Origin of the sequence: Micromonospora sp. WMMA1976, assembly GCF_027497335.1 — a bacterium.
Classification (GTDB): Bacteria; Actinomycetota; Actinomycetes; order Mycobacteriales; family Micromonosporaceae; genus Micromonospora; species Micromonospora aurantiaca.
Genome location: NZ_CP114912.1, coordinates 1618043 through 1637751 on the forward strand (window position 1 = coordinate 1618043; position 19709 = coordinate 1637751).

General features: G+C 71.9%; 14 protein-coding genes. 12 read left to right on the forward strand and 2 right to left on the reverse strand.

Features of this window, described 5'->3' with window-relative positions; translation table 11 throughout:
- Positions 1-49: 49 nt before the first annotated feature.
- Positions 50-2479, reverse strand: coding sequence for a ricin-type beta-trefoil lectin domain protein (locus O7546_RS07655; protein WP_269696443.1), 2430 nt, complete (start codon positions 2477-2479; stop codon positions 50-52).
- 286 nt (positions 2480-2765) lie between these two features.
- Positions 2766-4082 (reverse strand): cellulose binding domain-containing protein, encoded by a 1317-nt coding sequence (locus tag O7546_RS07660; protein ID WP_194800791.1) that lies wholly within the window; start codon positions 4080-4082, stop codon positions 2766-2768.
- 635 nt (positions 4083-4717) lie between these two features.
- Here O7546_RS07660 and O7546_RS07665 point away from each other — a divergent pair.
- The 12 genes from O7546_RS07665 to O7546_RS07720 are packed head-to-tail and all read left to right on the forward strand — an operon-like array spanning position 4718 to position 19706.
- Positions 4718-6373, forward strand: coding sequence for an ABC transporter substrate-binding protein (locus O7546_RS07665; RefSeq protein ID WP_194800792.1), 1656 nt, complete (start codon positions 4718-4720; stop codon positions 6371-6373).
- Between the two features lie 15 nt (positions 6374-6388).
- On the forward strand, positions 6389-7399 hold the full coding sequence (locus tag O7546_RS07670) for an ABC transporter permease (RefSeq protein WP_013285149.1): 1011 nt from the start codon (positions 6389-6391) through the stop codon (positions 7397-7399).
- Entirely contained in the window at positions 7399-8283 is an 885-nt protein-coding gene (locus tag O7546_RS07675; RefSeq protein ID WP_194800793.1) for an ABC transporter permease, read from the forward strand. The genes O7546_RS07670 and O7546_RS07675 overlap by 1 nt, the downstream gene beginning before the upstream one ends.
- A 2-nt stretch (positions 8284-8285) precedes the next feature.
- Positions 8286-10319, forward strand: a complete 2034-nt coding sequence (locus O7546_RS07680; RefSeq protein WP_194801037.1) for an ABC transporter ATP-binding protein — start codon at positions 8286-8288, stop codon at positions 10317-10319.
- Positions 10316-12367, forward strand: a complete 2052-nt coding sequence (locus tag O7546_RS07685) for a hydantoinase/oxoprolinase family protein (protein WP_194800794.1) — start codon at positions 10316-10318, stop codon at positions 12365-12367. The genes O7546_RS07680 and O7546_RS07685 overlap by 4 nt, the downstream gene beginning before the upstream one ends.
- Positions 12364-14052, forward strand: coding sequence for a hydantoinase B/oxoprolinase family protein (locus O7546_RS07690; protein WP_194800795.1), 1689 nt, complete (start codon positions 12364-12366; stop codon positions 14050-14052). The genes O7546_RS07685 and O7546_RS07690 overlap by 4 nt, the downstream gene beginning before the upstream one ends.
- Complete coding sequence (locus tag O7546_RS07695) at positions 14045-15715, forward strand: hydantoinase B/oxoprolinase family protein (RefSeq protein WP_194800796.1); 1671 nt, start codon at positions 14045-14047, stop codon at positions 15713-15715. Before O7546_RS07690 ends, O7546_RS07695 begins: the two co-directional genes overlap by 8 nt.
- Positions 15712-16977, forward strand: a complete 1266-nt coding sequence (locus O7546_RS07700) for an amidohydrolase family protein (protein ID WP_281600664.1) — start codon at positions 15712-15714, stop codon at positions 16975-16977. The genes O7546_RS07695 and O7546_RS07700 overlap by 4 nt, the downstream gene beginning before the upstream one ends.
- Positions 16974-17387 carry a nuclear transport factor 2 family protein gene (locus O7546_RS07705; RefSeq protein WP_281600665.1) on the forward strand — a complete coding sequence of 138 codons (414 nt, stop codon included), beginning with the start codon at positions 16974-16976 and terminating at the stop codon, positions 17385-17387. Before O7546_RS07700 ends, O7546_RS07705 begins: the two co-directional genes overlap by 4 nt.
- On the forward strand, positions 17384-18388 hold the full coding sequence (locus tag O7546_RS07710) for a zinc-binding dehydrogenase (protein WP_194800799.1): 1005 nt from the start codon (positions 17384-17386) through the stop codon (positions 18386-18388). The genes O7546_RS07705 and O7546_RS07710 overlap by 4 nt, the downstream gene beginning before the upstream one ends.
- Positions 18385-18711, forward strand: a complete 327-nt coding sequence (locus tag O7546_RS07715) for a TIGR04076 family protein (RefSeq protein WP_151500654.1) — start codon at positions 18385-18387, stop codon at positions 18709-18711. Before O7546_RS07710 ends, O7546_RS07715 begins: the two co-directional genes overlap by 4 nt.
- Positions 18708-19706 (forward strand): LLM class flavin-dependent oxidoreductase, encoded by a 999-nt coding sequence (locus O7546_RS07720; protein ID WP_269696446.1) that lies wholly within the window; start codon positions 18708-18710, stop codon positions 19704-19706. Before O7546_RS07715 ends, O7546_RS07720 begins: the two co-directional genes overlap by 4 nt.
- The last annotated feature ends 3 nt before the right edge of the window (positions 19707-19709 follow it).

Here is a 19709-nt window from a genome sequence, read left to right on the forward strand (position 1 = left end):
CGGTAGGCCGCGCCGCGGCGGATGGGTACGGTCGGCGAAGGTCGGGCCGTCACGCCCGGCTCCACTTCTGGCTGCTGCCGCCGGTGCAGGCGGACAGGACGATCGGGGTGGCGTTGCCGGTCCCGCCGCCGTTCGGGCTCAGGCACAGTCCGGACTGGACGCCGGTGATCGTGCCGTCGGTGTTGACGTTCCACTGCTGGTTGGCACCGCCGTTGCAGTCCCAGATGATGACCCGGGTGCCGGACGAGGTGCTTTGTCCCTCGGCGTCGAGGCACTTGGTGCCGTACACCTGGAGCTGTCGGCCGGAGGTCGTCGTCCACTGCTGGTTGGTGCCGCCGTTGCACTCCCACAACGTCGTCTGGGTGCCGTTTGTCTGGGACTGGTTCGGCACGTCCAGGCAGCGGCTCGAGTTGGGGTTGAGCCACGCGCCGCTCGTACCCCCGGGGTTGCCGCCCGGGCCGGCGACGACCGACAGGTTGTCGAACTGGGCGGTCTCGCCCTGGCTGGTGCCGAAGCCGACCTGGCCGGTGCCGAACGTGGAGTCGGTGACCGTGCCGACGGTCGTGCCGTCGATGGTGGCGGTGATGGTGGTGCCGGAGAAGCCCAGCGCGAGGCTGTGCCAGCGGCCGGTGCCCAGCGCCGCGACGTTTCCGCTGCGCAGCGTGGCGAGCTGCCCGGCGGTGTTGTTGCGCAGGATCGACCACGAGCCGGAGTCGGTGACCCGCAGGAAGTAGCCGTTGTACCGGCCGATCGGGTCGAGGTTCGTGGTGCCGACGCGGCCCTGGATCTGGGCGTAGCCGGACTGTTCGAGCAGGACGTCGGCGGAGACGGTGTAGTTGCCCCAGCTCAGGTTGCCGCCGTAGGTGGCCGGGTCGGCGAGGGTCTTCCAGGTGATCGGCGCCTGCGCGGACATCTGCCGCAGGCACATGCCGGCCCGGCCGCCACCGCAGCCGACGGTCTCGAACGCGCCCTGCATGTCCTGGAGGTACTTCGGTATCCGACCGGCGGCGTACCCGTCGAAGTCGTCGCGGTACGGCAGGCCGAGCGAGCCCTGGGCCGGGCTGGTGGCGGTGCCCTTGCCCTGCCCGGTGGTCGTGGTGACGGTGTAGAGGTGTCCGGGCTGGACGGTGAGCGAGAACGAACCGCCCGACGGGGTGATGTCCGCGCCGCGGACGAAGAAGTCGTTCGGGTTCGTCGAGTTCAGGTTCGTGGACCAGACGTGCACCTGGCCGGTGGAGAGCCCGCCGGTGACGTTCATTGTGAGCTGCTGCGCCGATGTGGCGTCCACGGTCTCGATGACGGTGCTGTAGTCGCCGCCGGTGGGGGAGCGCAGCGACACGTAGCTGCCGTTGTTGCGGTTGCCGCCCAGGTAGCCCGAGGACGAGTCGAGGTAGCGCCAGCCGGGCGCGGTGAACTGGGTGGTGTGCGCGAGCGCCCAGGTGTTCTTGCCGACCGAGTACCAGCCGGACCAGGGCTGGTTGGCCAGGATCAGCCCGACCGTGGACCAGGGCAGGTTCGGTGTGATCGCGGCGATCAGGTCCCAGTTGAGGTAGGCGACCATCCGGCCGTCGATGTAGCCGCGGTTGATGCCGCGTGCGAGCGGCTTGGCGCCGTCGTTGTAGTCCTGCGAGCCGCCCTCGCTGTTCCACAGCGTCTTGCCGGTGCTGGTGGCGGTGGACGAGACGGTGCACGTGGTCTGCGCGCTCAGGTAGCCGCACGGGTAGTGGCCGCTGAGCACGTCGATGCTGTTGCGCAGCGTGGTGTTGCTGGCGACGGCGTTCGCCGGGCCCCAGCTGCCCGGGTAGTCGTCCCCGTAGATGATCTTCACACCGCTGTAACCGTTGGCGTTCAGCGCCTGACGCAGGCTGATGGTCCAGTTCGCGTCGGTCCGCTTCTCGTTCTGGGCGGCGGTGATGTAGTCCATGGTGAGGTTGTGCTGCCGCGCGCAGCCCAGCCAGTCCACGAAGTAGTTGATCATGTCCTGGGACATGAAGTTTCCGTTGCCGATCCACCCGGGAGCACCCCAGGGCAGCGCCGCCAGCTTGATGGCGGGGTTGCGTGCCTTGGCCTGCTCCATGATCCACCACTGGTAGCCACGGTTGCAGTTCAGGTCGCCCCGGACGTGCTCGTGGCTCGGCTCCGAGCCGCTGGTGGAGTTGGTGTCGCCGCCCATCTCCACCTTGAGGATCTGCAGCGCGGCGCCGTAGCCGGGCTTGAACAGGTAGTCCAGGATCTGCCCGCGTTGCGGCTCCGGATAGTCGATCAGCAGCCGGCTGTTGCCGCCGCCGCCGCTGACCACGCCGACCCCGTCGAACGTCTGGCCGCCGGAGGCGCCGTTGACGGTGATCGTGGTGGCCGCCTGCGCGGGGGTCGCGGCGAGGGTCAGGCCGCCGCCGGTGGCGGCCAGGGCGAGAACCAGGGCGGGTATGACGAGACGTGGTGGCCCGGATCGGGCGGGCCGGGGACGGGGGATCACCATGACGGCTCCTCGGGTACGCGCGACCGTCCGGCCGGCGGGGCCGGGTGTCGCGAGTTGTGGATGGCCGTCGGTGTAAACGCTAACAAGAGTCGCGCTGCGGTCCCGAGGTGGTGGTGGCGATGGCCTGCGGGATTGCAAATGTTAGCGCAAACATCGACCAGGGTTAATTAGAGCACATCCCGGCGTCCGACGGGACCTCACGTTGTCCCGACTGGTGCCGGGCCGGGGGCGGCGCGGTGCCACCCCACGGCCCGGCTCCCCGTGCGGGGATCGGCGCCCGGCCCGGTCAGGGGCTGGTGCAGCTGACGCCGCTGGGTGCGGTGGCGCCGTTTCCGGTGGCGGTGAACCCGAACGTCGTCGAGCCGTTCGCGCCGACAGTGCCGTTGTAGTCGGCGTTGCGGACCGACACCGAGCCGGTGGTGCCGGTGTTGACGCCGTTCCAGAGGCTGCTGATCGCCTGGCCGGAGGCCAGGGTCAGGCGTACGGTCCAGCCGTTGAGCGTGGTGGCGCCGTTGTTCGCCACCGTGACCTCGGCCTGGTAGCCGCCCGGCCAGGTGTTCACGGTCCGGTAGGTCGCGGTGCACGCGCCCGGCTCACCCGGCGGCGGCGTCGTGACCGGCGGGGTCGTGGGCGGTGCGGTGGTGACCGGCGGCGTGGTCGGCGGCACGGTGGTCGGCGGCGCCGTGGTCGGCGGCGTGGTGGACGCGAACTGGCTGAAGAACCGCCAGATCTCCCCCGACGTCCAGGTCCGGGAGTCGTTCGGGCTGGACGACCCGTCGACCGGGCTGGGGGTGTGGTCGCCGTCGAACGCGGCCCACTGCACGGGGTAGCCCTCGCGGCAGCCGGAGTACGTGGTGGTGATGTGGGTGAGGCTGCCCCGGCTCGGCTCGCGCGGGCTCTGCGCGGTGCAGCCGTTGTTGCGGACGAACGTGTCGCGCAGCGACCGGCCCATGGAGATGTTCAGGACGCTGTCGTAGATGCCGTGGATGCCGAAGTAGGCGACCGGCTGGGTGCCGCCGTTGCAGCCGCTGAGGTTGGCGCCGGAGATCACGGTGACCGCGCGGACGACGTTGGGCCGGGCGCAGGCCACCGCGTAGCTCATCGCGCCGCCGTAGCTCCAGCCGAGCGCGAACCGCTGGCTGGTGTCGACGCAGAGGTCGTTCTCGATCTGCCGGGAGATGTCGTCGAACAGCGTCAGGTCCCGGCCGTTGGTGTTGGCCCAGCCGTTGTCGATGCCCTGCGGCGCGACGAAGATCGTGCTGTTGTTCGACAGTGGCAGCAGGCCGTAGTAGCCGGCCGAGGCGACGTTGTTCGCCGAGCCGTTCAGCCAGTGGAACCCGAAGATCAGCCGGTACGGGCGGTTGCGGTCGTACCCGTCCGGGATGCGCAGGATGTAGCTGCGGTTCTGGCCGCCGCTGGAGATGGTGCGCGTACCGCTGGACAGCGTCGGGGCCTTGCCGCAGCCGGCGGTCGCGGCGAGCGTGCCGTTTGTCGACGCCTGCGCCGTCTCGCCGAAGCCGGCGCTGAGCGCGCCGCCGGCCGCCGCCGCGAGGAGCACTGCCGCGGCGGCGATGGAGGAGAGGAGGGATGTTCGTTTCGCCATTGCTGGACTCCTTGCCCTGGGTGGTGGTGCAGGCCGAACCGTCCGTCGATGCCGACGTCGCCTGCGAAGAGGGCGCGGAGCCGCGCGTGCGGCCGGGGCCGAAGTCGTCCGTTGGCCGCCTGCGTCGGCGTGCATCGGCGGAGCGGCCCGGACTGGTCACCGACCGGCGCGGCGGCGAGGACGGTGCCTCGGGTCGCTTTGCCGGTTGCGGGGGTGACGGGGAGCGTGCCCTTCGCTCCCGTGCCGGAACATAGCAGGTTATCGATAACATGTTCAACTGGCCGGGTCCGGGGGAATGTCGGGCGGACCGCCGGGTGAGCGCTCACAGGAGCGCGCGGGCGAGGTCGGCCTCGGCGAGCCCGAGCCGCCGGTACGCGGTGGAGCGACCCGGGTGTCCCTCCCGGGTCATCGGGCTTCTTCCAGCCCGGTTCGATCTCCCGTGCGTAACGGTTCGGTGAACTTGCGTGAACGCTTTCAGCGGGGTCGTCCCGCACTTCGGGAGCACTCTGATGTCACGGCGCGGCCGTGTTCGGTGAACACCGTTCACCCTATTGTTCACTCGTGCCTAATCCGGTAGAACACCAGGTAGGTCCGCAGCTCGGGCCATTCGCCTCGTGCTTCTAGGAGGGCTTCTCATGGCTCGTTCACCCCGTCCGGGCGCCTCCTCGCCCGCGCTCTCCCGCCGCGGCGTCCTGCAGTTGGGTGGCAGCGTCGCGCTCCTGTTCGCCACCGGTGCCTGCGCCGCGGACAGCGGCAACAAGTCGACCGACGGCAAGTCCGGCGGCGCCTCCGCCAAGACGCTGCGCATCGCCGTCTCCAGCTACCTGTCGAGCTGGGACCAGGACTTCGTCGGCTTCGACCTGACCGCGTTGATGCTCTACAAGAACGTCTTCCCGTACCTGATCGACTACGGGGTCACAAACGCCGGTGGCAGCCAGATCCTCGACACCCAGAACATCACCCCGACGTTCGCCGAGTCGTTCGAGCCGGACTCCGAGCAGAAGGTGTGGACGCTCAAGCTGCGCCGCGGCGTGAAGTTCGCCAGCGGCAACGAGATGAAGGCCGCCGACGTGAAGTGGTCGAAGGACCGCGCGTTCGCCGCCCAGGCCAACGTCGCCGGCGTCTACCGCACCATCGGCCTCACCAGCGCCGACCAGGTCAAGGTCGTCGACGACTACACGGTCGAGTTCCACCAGGCGTTCCCGAGCGCTCTGACCCGGCAGATCCAGGCGATCTCGCTGTACGTCTTCGACTCCGTCGAGGCCAAGAAGCGCGCCAGCGCCAGCGACCCCTGGGCCAAGGAGTGGTTCGCGAAGAACCCGCCGACCGGCGGCTACTTCAACGTCGCCAAGGCCACCCAGGGCCAGGAGATCGAACTCAGCGCGAACACCGGCTACCCGGGCCCGGACCCGGCCAGGACGCCGACCATCCGGATCTCCGTGGTGCCGGCCGCGTCCAACCAGCGCCTCCAGCTCCAGGCCGGTGACATCGACATCGCCCTGGGCATCAGCCAGCGCGACATCCAGGACCTGAAGAAGGCCCCGGGCATCAAGGTCATCTCGGCGGCCAGCAACCGCCAGGTCGCCATCCAGATGTCGGTCACCGCGGCGCCGTTCAACGACGTGAACGTCCGGAAGGCGCTCGCGTACGCGGTGCCCTACGAGCAGATCATCAACAACGTGTACGGCGGCGACGCCCGCGCGGCCAAGAGCCCGGTCCCGCTGGACATGCCCGGCTACGACGAGAGCGGCTACCCGTTCACCTACGACCTGGACAAGGCCAAGGCCGCCATGGCCGCCGCCGGCCGGGCATCGCTCGACTCCGAGCTGGTCTTCGAGGCCGACAACGAGGAGCAGCAGAAGATCGCCGTCCAGGTGCAGAGCGAGGCGGCCAAGGCCGGCATCCGGCTCAAGCTGACCCCGCTGGACCCGGCCACGCTCGGCGAGCGGCGGACCAAGAAGAACATCCCGCTCCAGATCACCTCCGGGCAGCTCTGGGTGGACGACGTCGAGTACATGCTGGCGACCAGCTTCGTCAAGGGCGCCAACCTCAACTACTCGAACTACAGCAACCCGGAGATCGAGCAGATCTACGAGAAGTCGCACACCACTGTCGACACGGCCGCCCGCAACGCGCTGTGGAAGCGGGTCCAGGAGATCCTCGCCGCCGACGTGCCGTGGGTGGTCATCTGCCAGCCCAACTTCAATCTGCCCGTCCGGGAGTCCGTCGCCGGCTGGGTGCAGCCGATGGACGGCCTCGCCCGCCTGCGCTACCTGAGCGCATCGGCCTAGGGACACCACCCACCCATGCGTATCTTCCGCTTCGTCGTCAGGCGACTGCTCCAGCTGATCCCCGTTCTGCTCGGAGTGGTCGTCCTGGCCTTCCTCCTGGTCCGGGTACTGCCGGGCGATCCGGTCCGCAGCATCCTCGGGCAGAACGCCACCGAGGAGGACGCCGCCGCCGCACGGGCCCGCTTCGGGCTGGACCAGTCCCTGTGGCAGCAGTTCCTCGACTACCTCGGCGGGCTGCTCACCGGTGACTTCGGGACGTCGATCCAGAGCGGCAGCTCCGTGGGCTCGGAGATGGCGCTGCGGGTGGGTCCGACCCTGGAACTCGTCGTCATCTCGGTGAGCATCGCGCTCGTGGTGGCGACCGTGCTGGGCATCTGGTCGGCCAAGCGGGCCAACCGGGCCGGCGACCACAGCGTCCGGATCTTCGCGCTGGTCGGCAACTCCGTACCGGAGTTCTGGCTCGGCCTGGTGCTGGTGCTCGTCGGCTACAGCATCCTCGGTTGGTTCCCGGCGCCGAACGGCCGCGTCGACCCGGACACCGGCCTGACCCCGCTCACCGGCGCCGACCTCGTCGACGCCGTCCTCACCGCCAACGGGCCGGCGATCGCCTCGGCCGCGGCGTACCTGGTGCTGCCGGTGCTGACCCTCGTGGTCGGCGTGGTCGCCCCGCTGCTGCGCAGCGTCCGGGCCTCCGCGCTCGAGGTGCTGCACTCGGAGTCGTACGCCGCGGCGAAGGCGCACGGGCTGCGCGACCGCACGCTGCACTACGGCTACCTGCTGCGGGCGACGCTGGTCCGGCTGCCGTCGCTGGCCGCGCTGGTCTTCGGCACGGCGATCGGCTCCACCGTGCTCGTTGAGTACGTGTACTCGTGGCAGGGCTTCGGCCAGTGGGCCCTGCGCGGCCTGCTCTACCGGGACTACCCGGTCGTGCAGGCGTCGGTGCTGGTCATCGCGCTGTGCTACGTGCTGGTCTTCCTCATCGCCGACGTGGTCCACGCGATCCTCGACCCGAGAGTGAGGCTCTGATGGCCGAGCTGCGAACCGTCCCCGACGGTCCCGCCGCCGCGCCGGTGGTCGTGCCCGGCGGCGACCGGGACAGCCGTTTCGCCCGCCGCATGATCATCGCCGGGGCGAGCATCCTGTCGGTGGTCGCGCTGCTGGCGGTGTTCGCGCCGCTGCTGAGCCAGTGGGGCGAGACCGAGATCGACGCGGCGAACACGCTCGTCGCGCCGGGCGGCAGCCACCTGCTCGGCACCGACGGCAACGGCATGGACATCTGGAGCCGGGTGCTCCACGCCGCCCGGCTCGACCTGGGCATCGCGCTGGCCGCCGTGGCGCTCGCGGTGGTCGTCGGCACGCTGCTGGGCCTGGTCGCCGGCTACTTCGGCGGCTGGCTCGACGACGTGCTGATGCGGGTGGTCGACATCTTCCAGTCGTTCCCCACGTTCATCCTGGCGCTCGCGGTGGCCGCGCTGCTCGGCAACGGCACCATCAACCTGATCATCACGATCGCGGCGGTGAACGCGCCGGCGTACGCCCGGCTGGTCCGCGCCGAGGTGCGGTCGCTGCGGGAACTGCCGTTCGTGGACGCCGCGATCACCTCCGGGGCGTCGCCGGTCGGCGTGCTCTGGCGGCACCTGCTGCCCAACAGCCTCACGCCGGTCCGGGTGATCGCGCCGCTGAACTGCGGCTGGGCCATGCTCACCCTGGCCGGGCTCTCCTTCCTCGGCCTGGGCGTGAGCATCCCCGAGGCGGAGTGGGGCGCCATGATCAGCCTGGGTGCCGCGGACGTGGTCGGCGGCCGGTGGTGGACCTCGGTCCCGCCCGGCCTGGCCCTGTTCGTCTGCGTCCTGGGGTTCAGCCTGCTCGGCGAAGGCCTGCAGGACCGCGCCAACGCGAAGCGGCGGTGACCATGCTGTCGATCGAGAACCTCTCCGTGACGATCCGCCGGCCCGGCCGGCAGGTCGCAGCGCTCAGCGGCGTCAGCTTCGCCGTCCGGCCCGGCGAGGTCGTCGGCCTGGTCGGCGAGAGCGGCGGCGGCAAGAGCATGGTGGCCCGCGCCATCGTCGGGCTGCTGCCCGGCGGCTCGCACGCCACCGGGCGGGTGCGCTTCGGCGACTCGGACGTGCTGCGCATGGACGACACCGCGCTCGCCGCCCACCGCGGCCGGGGGGTGGCGATCTGCTTCCAGAACCCGCGCGGCGCGCTCAGTCCCACCCGCACCATCGGCAAGCAGCTCGTCGACCGGCTCGCCACCCACCAGGAGATGTCCGGCGAGCGGGCCCGCGAGGCGGCGCGCGAGCTGTTCGAGGCGGTCGGCATCCGCAGCCCGCAGCGGCGGCTCGACGCGTACGCCCACGAGCTGTCCGGCGGCATGGCCCAGCGCGTGATGATCTCGCTGGCCACCGGCTGCGCGCCGGAGCTGCTGATCGCCGACGAGCCGACCACCGGCCTCGACGTGACGCTGACCCGGGAGATCCTGCGCCAGTTCCGGCACGCCGCCGACACCGACGGCCGGGGCGTCCTGCTGATCTCGCACGACCTGGCGTCCATCGCGGAGGTCTGCGACCGGGTGGTGGTGCTCTACGCCGGCACCGTGGTGGAGAGCGGACCGGCCGCGCAGGTGCTGCGGGAGCCCGCCCACCCGTACACCCGGGCGCTGCTGCGTTCGGTGCCGGACGTCGGCGGCCGGCCGGTCGTCGCCACCCCCGGCGCCATGCCGCTGCTGACGCAGGCGCCGCACAACTGCCCGTTCGTCGCCCGGTGCGCGCACGCCGACGGCACCTGCTCGTCCCGGCGCCCGGCCACCGTGCCGGTGCCCGGCGGCGGCGAGTGGTCACTCGCCTGCTTCCACCCGCAGACCCGGCCGCTGGACGCCGACGTGCCGCGGGCGGCGCACACGCCGGCCGCGTCCGGCGTGGTCGCGGCCGGCACCGACCCGAAGCCGGCGGTGCTGGAGATCGAGGATGCGCACGTCGTCTATCGCAGCCGGTTCGGATCCGGCGGGCACCACGCGCTGCGCGGCGTCACGCTCCGGCTCGGGCCGGGCGAGACGCTCGGCGTGGTGGGCGAGAGCGGCTGCGGCAAGAGCACCCTCGCGAAGCTCGTGATGGGCCTGGTCGCGCCCACGTCCGGCACCGTCACGGTCGCCGGGCAGACGCTGGTCAAGCAGCCGGGCCGCCCCCGCCCGCGCGGCCGGGCGCTGCGCCGGGCCCGGACCCGGGCGCAGCTCGTGTTCCAGGACCCGATCGGCTCGCTCAGCCCACGCCGTCCCGTCGGCGACTCCATCGCCGAGCCGCTGCGCGCCGCGGGCCTGTCCCCGGCGCAGCGGGAGGCGCGCGTCACCGCCGTGCTGGACCGGATGGAGCTGGACCGGTCGATCCTCCAGCGCTACCCGCACGAGCTGTCCGGCGGCCAGGCGCAACGCATCGGCATCGCCCGCGCGCTGGTCGGCGAGCCGGACCTGATCGTCTTCGACGAGCCGACGTCGGCGCTGGACGTCACCGTCCAGGCGCAGATCCTCGACGTGATCGCCGACGTGGCCGCCGACGCGGACCGCGCCTCGGTGTTCATCTCCCACGACCTGGCCACGGTGCGCGGGTTCGCCGACCGCGTCGTGGTGCTCTACCTCGGCCGGGTCGTCGAGGAAGGACCGGTGGACGTCGTCTTCGACACGCCCCGGCATCCCTACACCCGCGCGCTGCTGGGCAGCGCCCCCCGCCTCGGCGGGACGACCGGGTCCGACGGCGAGGCCGTCGAGCTGGTCAAGGACCTGGAGGAAGCCGACGCCGCGACCGGGTGCCCGCTGGCCGCCCGGTGCCCGTTCGTCACCGACCGGTGCCGATCGGAGCAGCAGGAGCTTCAGTCGTACGGCGAGAGCCGGGCCGCCTGCTGGCGCGTTCCCGAGCTTCCCGCCCTCATCGGAAGGCAGGCTGTCACGCCATGACCCGTCGCCCCATCCGGCTCGCCGTCGACATCGGCGGGACCTTCGTGGACGCCATGGAACTGGACACGCGCACCAACCGGGTCCGCTTCCGCAAGGCGGCGACGACCCCGGCCCGGCCCGCGGACGGTGTCCTCAACGCGATCACCGCGCTCGGCACCGACCTGTCCGAGGTGGAGCTGTTCATCCACGGCACCACCCTCGGCCTCAACGCGGTGCTGGAGCGTCGTGGTGGCCGTACCGGCATCATCACCAACGAGGGCTTCCGGGACATCTTCCTGATCGGCCGCGGCAACGTGCCGTCCGACCACATGTACGACTTCCAGTACCAGCGGCCGGAGAGCCTGGTGCAGCGCCGCTTCACCGCCGGTGTGCGGGGCCGCCTCGACTACCGGGGACGCGTGGTGGAGCCGCTGGACCCGGACAGCGTCCGGGAGGCCGCCCGCACGCTCGTGGTGGACCAGCAGGTCACCTCGATCGCCATCTGCTTCCTGCACTCGTTCCTCGACCCGAGCCACGAGCGGGAGGCCGCGCGCCTCATCCACGAGGAGTTCCCCGAGGTCAGCCTGTCGCTGTCGACAGACATCGTGCGCGAGTACCGGGAGTACGAGCGCACCAGCACCACGGTGCTGGAGGCGTACATCCGGCCGATCTTCGAGCGGTACGTGGACGAGCTGGAGTCCGGCCTGGCCGAGCGCGGCTTCGCCGGGCGCTTCCTGATCATGCGCTCCGGTGGCGGCTCGATGACCAGCGCGGTCGCCAAGACCGCCCCCACGCACACCGTGCTGTCCGGCCCGGCCGGCGGCATCGTCGGCGCCGCCTACGTCGCCTCCGAGCTGGGCCGGGACAACGTGCTCACGTTCGACATCGGCGGCACCTCGCTGGACGCCTGCGTGATCGAGCGCGGCAACCCGGTCGCCGCGTACGAGGCCCAGCTGGAGCACTTCCCGCTGCTCATCCCGACGTACGACATCCGTACCATCGGCGCCGGCGGCGGCTCGATCGCCTGGCTGGACCACGGCCTGCTCAAGGTCGGTCCGCAGAGCGCCGGCGCCGACCCCGGCCCGGTCTGCTACGGCCGGGGCGGCGCCAGGCCGACTGTGACCGACGCGGCGGTGGTGCTCGGCTACATGGACCCGGACCGGTTCCTCGCCGGCACCATGGGCCTGCGCGACGCCGAGGCGCGCGCCGCGATCCAGGAGCAGCTGGCCGATCCGCTCGGCCTGAGCGTGGAGAACGCGGCGGCGGGCGTGTTCGACGTGCTGCTGGCCCGCACCGTCGGCGCGGTCCGGCAGATCACCGTCGAGCGGGGGCACGACCCCCGGCAGTTCGCGCTGCTCGCGTTCGGCGGGGCCGGCCCGCTGCTGGCGCCGCTGCTGGCCCGGGAGATGGGCATCGGCGAGGTGGTCGTGCCGTTCGCGCCGTCCGGCTTCTCCGCCTGGGGCATGCTCTCGGCCGACATCGTCAACGACTTCAGCCGTACCGTGATGGCCACGCTCGACGACGCCGACCTGTCGGAGCTGGAGCAGCTGTTCAAGGCCGTCGAGGCCGAAGCGGTCGCGTCGCTGGTGGCGCAGGGCGTGCCGGCCGGTGAGGCGGTGCTGGAGCGGCAGTTCGAGCTGCGCTACCTGGGCCAGGAGCACAGCCTGATGGTCACCGTCGGGCGTGAGCTGGACCGCGACGCCGTCCGCGCCGCGTTCGACGAGACGCACCGCACCCGGTACGGCCACACCATGGGCAACCCGCTCCAGATCCTCAACCTGCGGGTGCGCGGCATCGGGCGCACCGACCGGCCGGCGCTGGAGACCCTGCCGCGCGGCGACGGCGACCCGTCGCAGGCGCTGCTGGCGCACCGCGACGCGTACGACTTCGGGCAGCACGCGGTGGTGCCGTTCGCGGTCTACGACCGGGCCCGCCTGGAGCCGGGCGACACCTTCGACGGACCGGCGCTGGTCGACGAGGGCACCTCGACCACAGTGGTGCCCAGCGGTCAGCGGGTCACCGTCGACGACCACGGATACCTGCTCGTCACCCTGGAGGAAGCCGCATGAGCACGCTGGACGGAGCCCAGGTCGAGGTCGTCCGCAGCTATCTGCTGTCCGCCGCGGAGGAGATGCGGGCCACCCTCATCCGTACCTCGTTCAACCCGGTCATCTACGAGGTGCACGACTTCGGCCTGTCGATGTACGACGCCGACCTGCGGCTGGTCGCCGAGGCCACCGGGCTGACGTTCTTCCTCGGCGCGAACGACTTCTCGCTGCGCAAGGGCGTGGAGTACGTGGGCCGGGAGAACCTGCACCGCGGCGACGTGGTGCTGCTCAACTACCCGTACTGGAACGCGGCGCACGCGTACGACGCGACGCTGTTCGCGCCGGTGTTCCGGCCGGACGAGGCGGACCCGGACGCGGACGGCGAGCTGGTCGGCTTCCTCTGCGTCCGCGCGCACTGGATGGACCTGGGCGCCAAGGACCCGGGCTACGTGCTCGACTCGACCGACATGCACCAGGAGGGGCTCATCTTCCCGGGCACCAAGGTCGTGTCCCGGGGCGTGCCGGTGCGCGAGATCCACGAGCTGATCCGCTTCAACTCGCGGATGCCCGACGCGGTGCTCGGTGACCTGCACGCGCAGATCGCCGCGCTGCGTACCGGCGAGCGCCGGATGCTGGAGATCATCGAGAAGTTCGGCCGGGCCACCGTCGACCAGGCGATCGACCGGATCATCGCCGACGGTGAGGCCCGCGCCCGGGCGGCGCTGGCCACGCTGCCGCAGGGCACCTGGACCGCCGAGGACTGGGTGGACGACGACGGCATCACCGACGACCCGGTGAAGATGCGCGTCACGGTGACGATCGACGACGGGCGCTTCATCGTCGACTTCGCCGGCTCGGCCCCGGCCACCCGTGGCCCGATCAACATGCCGTTCGGGGCGACCGAGGCGATCTGCAAGGTCGTGCTGAAGTCGCTGACGTCGCGGGACGAGCCGTCGAACGCCGGCACCGTGGCGCCGCTGGAGGTGCGGGCCGAGCCGGGCAGCCTGTTCCATGCCGTCTACCCGCAGCCCACGTTCACGCTCTGGACCGGCATCGTCGCGGTGGAGCTGATCCTCAAGGCGCTGGCGCAGGGCATGCCGGACCGGCTGCCCGCGTCCTCCGGCGGCGACGTGCCCGGGTTCATGATGGTCGGCCTGCACCCGGACACCGGCAAGATGTTCGCGGTCAGCAACAACGACCTGGTGGGCTGGGGTGGCACCGCGCAGCACGACGGCATGGACGCGGCCACGCACGTCTCCGGCAGCACCGGCCGGGGCACCCCGATCGAGGTCATGGAGGCCAAGACCGGGATGTTCTTCGAGCGCTGGGAGATCCGCGCGGACTCCGGCGGCGCGGGCCGGTTCCGGGGCGGCTGTGGCCTGCGGCGCGACATCCGCTTCCTGACCCCGGGCGAGTTCCTCACCGTCATCAAGAAGACAAAGAGCGCACCGTGGGCGCTCGACGGCGGCGAGCAGCCGGAGCCGAACCAGATCGTCGTGTTCCCGGGCACCGACCGCGAGCACCGGGTGAGCACCAAGCGCACCGTGGTGGCGGCGGGCGACCGGGTCACCCTGCTGACCGCCGGTGGCGGCGGGCACGGCGACCCGCGCGGCCGCGACCCCGAGGCGGTGCGGCGGGACGTGGCCGAGGGGTACGTCTCCCGGGAGGCGGCCCGGGACGTCTACGGAGTGGACGTCGATGGGTGAGCCGACGGTCGACGGGGCAACCGTCGAGGTCGTCCGTAGCCATCTCGTCTCGGCCGCCGAGGAGATGCGGGCCGCGCTGGTGCGCACCGCGTTCAACCCGGTGATCTACGAGGTGTACGACTTCGGCATCTCCGTCTACGACCGGCGGTTGCGGCTGGTCGCGGAGTCCACGGGGTTGTCCCGCTTCCTCGGCGCCAACGACTACTCGCTGCGCAAGGGCGTCGAGTACGTCGGCGTGGAGAATCTGCACCGCGGCGACGTGGTGCTGCTCAACTACCCGTACTGGAACGCGGCGCACACGTACGACGCGACGATGTTCGCGCCGGTCGTGCTGCCGGACAGCGAGGAGCTGATCGGTTTCCTGTGCATCCGGGCGCACTGGATGGACCTGGGCGCCAAGGATCCCGGCTACGTGCTCGACTCCACGGACATGCACCAGGAGGGGATCATCTTCCCCGGCACGAAGGTGTACGCCAGGGGCGAGCCGGTGCCGGAGATCCACGAGCTGATCCGGTTCAACTCGCGGATGCCGGAACTCGTGCTCGGCGACCTCAACGCGCAGATCGCCGCGCTGCGGACCGGCGAGCGGCGGGTGACCGAGCTGTACCGCCACTACGGCCCCGCAGTGGTCGACGCGGTGGTCGACCGGGTGATCGACGCCGCCGCGCAGCGCGCCGGGGAGGCGGTCGCCGCGTTGCCGCAGGGCACCTGGACCGCCGAGGACTGGCTCGACGACGACGGCGTCACCGACGACCCGATCCGGATGCGGGTCACCGTCACCGTCGCCGACGGCGCGTTCACAGTGGACTTCGCCGGGTCGTCCCCGGCGGTGCCCGGGCCGGTGAACCTGCCGCTGGGCGCCACGATCGCCACCTGCCGGGTCGCGTTCAAGGGCGTCACCACGCCGCATGAGCAGACCAACGCCGGGCACTTCGCGCCGCTGCGGGTACGCGCCGAGCCCGGCACGCTGTTCCACGCGCAGTACCCGGCCGCCACGTTCACCCAGTGGACCGGCACCGTCGCGCTGGAGTTGATCCTCAAGGCGCTGGCGCAGGGCATGCCGGACCGGCTGGCCGCGTCGTCCGGCGGCGACGTGCCCGGGTTCATGATGGTCGGCCGGCACCCGGACACCGGCGACATGTTCGCGGTCAGCAACAACGACCCGGTCGGCTGGGGCGGCACACCCCGGCACGACGGCATCGGACCGGCGAACCACCTGTGCCAGACCCAGGCGCGCAACACGCCCGTGGAGGTGCTGGAGTCGAGGACCGGGATGTTCTTCGAGCGCCTGGAGATCCGCACCGACTCCGGTGGCGCCGGCCGGTTCCGGGGCGGCTGCGGCCTGCGGCGGGACATCCGGTTCGTGACGCCGGGCGAGTTCCTGACGGTGATCAAGAAGACGAAGAGCGCGCCGTGGGCGCTGGCCGGCGGCGAGCAGCCGGAGCCGAACCAGGTGGTCGTCTTCCCGGGCACGGACCGGGAGCACCGGGTGAGCACACGGCGTACCGCGGTGGCGGTGGGGGATCGGGTGACGTTGCTGACCGCCGGTGGCGGCGGGCACGGTGACCCGAGGAGTCGGGATCCGGAGGCGGTGCGACGGGACGTGGCCGAGGGCTACGTCTCCGCGCGGGCCGCCCGAGACGTTTATGGAGTGATCGCGTGAGTGCCGCCTATTCGCCCGAGCAGCCGAGCGTGCTGCTCGGCAACTGCACAGTGCTCGACGCCCGCGTGGTGGACGGTATGACGCCCGTGACCGGCGCCGGGGTGTGGGTCCGGGGTGACCGGATCGCCGCCGTCGGGCCGTACGCCGAGGTGGCCGAGCAGGCGCGGGCCGCCGGCCGGCTGACCGAGGTGGACCTCGACGGCGCGTACCTGACGCCCGGTCTGGTAAACATGCACACCCACTTCTCGCTGTCGCTGCCCGGCTCCGCCGGCGAGGGCGTCAAGGGGATGGGCTCGTACGACCTCGCCCACTACATGGCCGACGGGGCGCGGCGCACGCTGCACTCCGGCGTGACCACAGTGCGCTGCGTGGCGGAGAAGGACCACGCCGACTTCGCGTTGCGGCGGGCGATCAACGCCGGGCGCGTGCCGGGTCCGCGCATCTACACCGCCGGCCGGGCGCTGGTGTGCACCGGCGGGCACGGCCACGAGAGCAACGACACGCTCGAGTGCGACGGCCCGGTGGGCTTCCGCCACGGCGTCCGCAGCCAGATCAAGGCGGGCGCGGACCTGATCAAGGTGATGATCTCGGGCGGCATCGCCGGTGAGCACGAGAGCATCCACACGCCCCAGTTGTTCGCCGACGAGATGAGCGCGGTGATCGAGACCGCGCACGCGTGGGGCCGCAAGGTGACAGCGCACGCCGGACCGGCCGACGTGATCGGCGCGGCCGTGGAGCTGGGACTGGACTGCGTGGAGCACGGCTACCAGCTCACTCCGCAGGTCGCGGCGCGGATGGCCGAGCGCGGCACCGCGCTCGTGCCGACGCTGCTGGTGACCCGGTGCAAGGAGTTCTTCGACGAGCTGGGCGTGCCGGAGTGGATGCAGTGCCGGTCGCTCGGCGCCGGCCCCCGGCACCTGGAGAGCTTCGACATGGCGATCGCCGCCGGGGTGGAGGTGCTGCTCGGCAGCGACATGCCCCCGTTCTGGGAGTTCGAGGGCACCACCGCCTCGATCCGGGAGCTGGAGTACATGTCCGAGCGGATCGGCACCGCGCGGGCCATCCACGCCGGCACGCTCGGCCCGATCCGGTGGCTCGGCGCGGAGTCCGACCTCGGCACCGTCGAGGCCGGCAAGCTCGCCGACCTGATCGCGACCGACGCCGACCCGCTGGCCGACACCTCGGCGTTCCGGGACGTGCGGTGGGTGATGAAGGGCGGGCAGATCGCCCGCGACGACCGGAACCAGGAGGAGACGCGATGACGTTCGCGGACTCAGGCGCCGCGGCGATCGCCGCCGGCATCGACGACATGTACGACGCGTTCCTCGCCGGGGATCAGCAGCGGTTCGACACGCACCTGGACCCGGACGTGACCACCTGGGAGACGCACCTGCCCGGGCCGCTGCGGACCCGGGCCGAGCTGGACGAGTACCGCGCCCGGCGGGACGCCGCGGGGCGGCGGCCCCGGCTGGCGGTGCTCGCCGCGCGGGACAAGCGCATCGACGTGTGGGACGACTTCGGCGTGGCCCGGTACGAGCTGGTCGCGCAGCTCGGCCCGGACGACGAGCCGGAGATCACCCGGGTCACCGACGTGGTGCGCCGGGTCGACGGCCGCTGGGTGATCGTGCACCACCACGCCGAGCTGGTCCGGGAACCGGTGGGCGCGGCGTGATCCGGCGGCTGGTCGCCGGGCGGACCGGCGAGCCGGCGGACGTGCTGTCGGTCGCCGAGCTGCCCGACGACCCGCCGCCCGGCCCCGGTGAGGTACGGCTGGCCGTCCGTACGGTGGGGCTGAACTTCCTGGACGTCATGCTCTGCCGGGGCGAGTACCCGGTGCGGCCGGACCCGCCGATGACACCCGGGGTGGAGGCGGCCGGCCGGGTCGTCGCCGCCGGGGCCGGGGCCGAGCACCTGCTGGGTCAGGAGGTGCTCGCCTGCCCGGCGCTGCCGCGCGGCGCGCTCGGCAGCACCGTGACGGTGGATGCCGCGGTGGTGGTGCCGCGACCGCCCACTGTCGATGCGGTCACCGCGGCGGCGCTGCCCGTCACCTACCAGACCGCCTGGTTCGCGCTGGAACGAGCCGGTCTCACCGCCGGGCAGACGGTGCTTGTGCACGCGGGCGCCGGTGGGGTGGGCATCGCCGCGATCCAGCTCGCCGTCGCCCGCGGCGCGCGGGTCCTGGCCACCGCGGGCGGCCCCGCCAAGACCGCGATCTGCCGCGACCACGGCGCCCAGGTGGCGATCGACTACACGGCGGACGACTTCGTGCCCGCCGTGCGCGCGGCCACCGGCGGACGTGGCGTGGACGTCGTGGTGGACCCGGTGGGCGGCGACGTGTTCGCCCGCTCCTGGGAGTGCCTGGCGTTCGAGGGCCGCCTGGTGGCGGTGGGCGCGGCCGGTGGCGCGCCGCCGCCTGTCGACCCGCTGCGACTGATGGCGGCGAACGCGACGCTCGTCGGTCTGTCCTGGGGCTCGCAGTACCCGTGGCAGCGCGCGTCGGCCGTCGAGGCGGCCTACCAGGAGCTGTTCGACATGTGCGCCTCCGGCGCGGTTCGGCCGCCGGTCAGCCGCGTCGTGTCGCTGGACGAGACGCCCGCGGCGCTCACCGAACTGGCCGAACGCCGGACCACCGGCAAGATCATCGTACGGATCGACGAGGGGGAGGGACCGTGAGCGACAGCGACGGCGACATGGAGATCTACGACCTGAAGGTCACAGTCGACCGGATCGAGGGCCGGTCGGTGTGCGGCATGGCCGTGGGCGACCACTTCGAACTGACCAACAGCGCGCACCTGCGGCTGCCCGAGGGAAAGCACTTCTGCGTGTACGCGCTCGCCTCGGTGCTGCCCTTCCTCGCCGCCAAGCAGCGTGACCTGGCTCCGGGGGACTGGCTGGCCCAGGACTCCCACTTCATCTGCCCCGATCCGGAGGAGCGGCTCGTCATGAAGGTGGAACGGACCTGCCGGCGCACGATGAACTCGGCGGACCTGACATGACCGTCGAGATCGGGCTCGGCCTGCAGAGCGACAAGCCGGCCGGCGCCTACGCCCGGCTGGCCCGCGCCGCCGAGGCGCACGGCTTCGACGTGCTCACCGTCTTCGGTGACCTGATGTACCAGCCGCCGATCTTCCCGCTGCTGGAGATGGCACAGGCGACCGAACGGGTACGCCTCGGCGCGGCCTGCCTGAACCCGTACTCGATGGCGCCGTACGAGATCGCCGGTCAGATCGCCGCCCTGGACCTGGCCTCGCACGGGCGTGCCTACCTGGGTCTGGCCCGCGGGACCTGGCTGGGCGCTGTCGGCCTGCCGCAGCCGCGGCCGCTGACCACCATCGAGGAGGCCGTCCAGGTCGTCTACCGCCTGCTGCGCGGCGACCGCAGCGGCTTCACCGGGAAGGTCTTCACGCTCGCCCCCGGCACCGCGCTGCGCTACGACGTGCAGCGGCCCGACCCGCCGCTGCTGCTCGGCGCGTGGGGCCCGCAGGGCGCGGCGCTGGCCGGGCGGATCGCCGACGAGATCAAGGTGGGCGGCAGCGCCAACCCGGACATGGTCCCGGTGATCCGCGAGCGGCTGCGGACCGGCGCGGAGAAGGCCGGCCGCGACGTCGCGGACGTCGGCATCGTGCTCGGTGCGGTGACTGTCGTCGACACCGACGGCGAGGCGGCCCGCGCCAAGGCCCGCACCGAGGTCGCCATGTACCTGGCGGTGGTGGCCGAGCTGGACCCGACCGTCGTGATGCCCGACGACCTGGTCAAGCGCGTCGGCGAGCTGGTCGACGCGGGCGAGGACGAGGCGGCGGGCCGGCTGATCCCGGACGACGTGCTCGACCGGTTCGCCTTCTCCGGCACGCCGAAGCAGGTCGCCGCGCAGGCTCAGGCGCTCATCGACGCGGGCGTGCGCCGGGTCGAGTTCGGTACGCCGCACGGCCTCACCGACGAGCGCGGCGTGGACCTGCTCGGCTCGGCCGTCCTGCCGCTGCTGCGGAGGTGAGTC

What these genes read in the sequence shown, in the direction of transcription:
- O7546_RS07675 (WP_194800793.1), top strand. Translation starts at nt 7,399, where the DNA reads ATGGCCGAGCTGCGAACCGTCCCCGACGGTCCCGCCGCCGCGCCGGTG.
- O7546_RS07680 (WP_194801037.1), top strand. Translation starts at nt 8,286, where the DNA reads ATGCTGTCGATCGAGAACCTCTCCGTGACGATCCGCCGGCCCGGCCGG.
- O7546_RS07660 (WP_194800791.1), bottom strand. Translation starts at nt 4,082, where the DNA reads ATGGCGAAACGAACATCCCTCCTCTCCTCCATCGCCGCCGCGGCAGTG.
- O7546_RS07685 (WP_194800794.1), top strand. Translation starts at nt 10,316, where the DNA reads ATGACCCGTCGCCCCATCCGGCTCGCCGTCGACATCGGCGGGACCTTC.
- O7546_RS07670 (WP_013285149.1), top strand. Translation starts at nt 6,389, where the DNA reads ATGCGTATCTTCCGCTTCGTCGTCAGGCGACTGCTCCAGCTGATCCCC.
- O7546_RS07720 (WP_269696446.1), top strand. Translation starts at nt 18,708, where the DNA reads ATGACCGTCGAGATCGGGCTCGGCCTGCAGAGCGACAAGCCGGCCGGC.
- O7546_RS07705 (WP_281600665.1), top strand. Translation starts at nt 16,974, where the DNA reads ATGACGTTCGCGGACTCAGGCGCCGCGGCGATCGCCGCCGGCATCGAC.
- O7546_RS07665 (WP_194800792.1), top strand. Translation starts at nt 4,718, where the DNA reads ATGGCTCGTTCACCCCGTCCGGGCGCCTCCTCGCCCGCGCTCTCCCGC.
- O7546_RS07655 (WP_269696443.1), bottom strand. Translation starts at nt 2,479, where the DNA reads ATGGTGATCCCCCGTCCCCGGCCCGCCCGATCCGGGCCACCACGTCTC.
- O7546_RS07695 (WP_194800796.1), top strand. Translation starts at nt 14,045, where the DNA reads ATGGGTGAGCCGACGGTCGACGGGGCAACCGTCGAGGTCGTCCGTAGC.
- O7546_RS07690 (WP_194800795.1), top strand. Translation starts at nt 12,364, where the DNA reads ATGAGCACGCTGGACGGAGCCCAGGTCGAGGTCGTCCGCAGCTATCTG.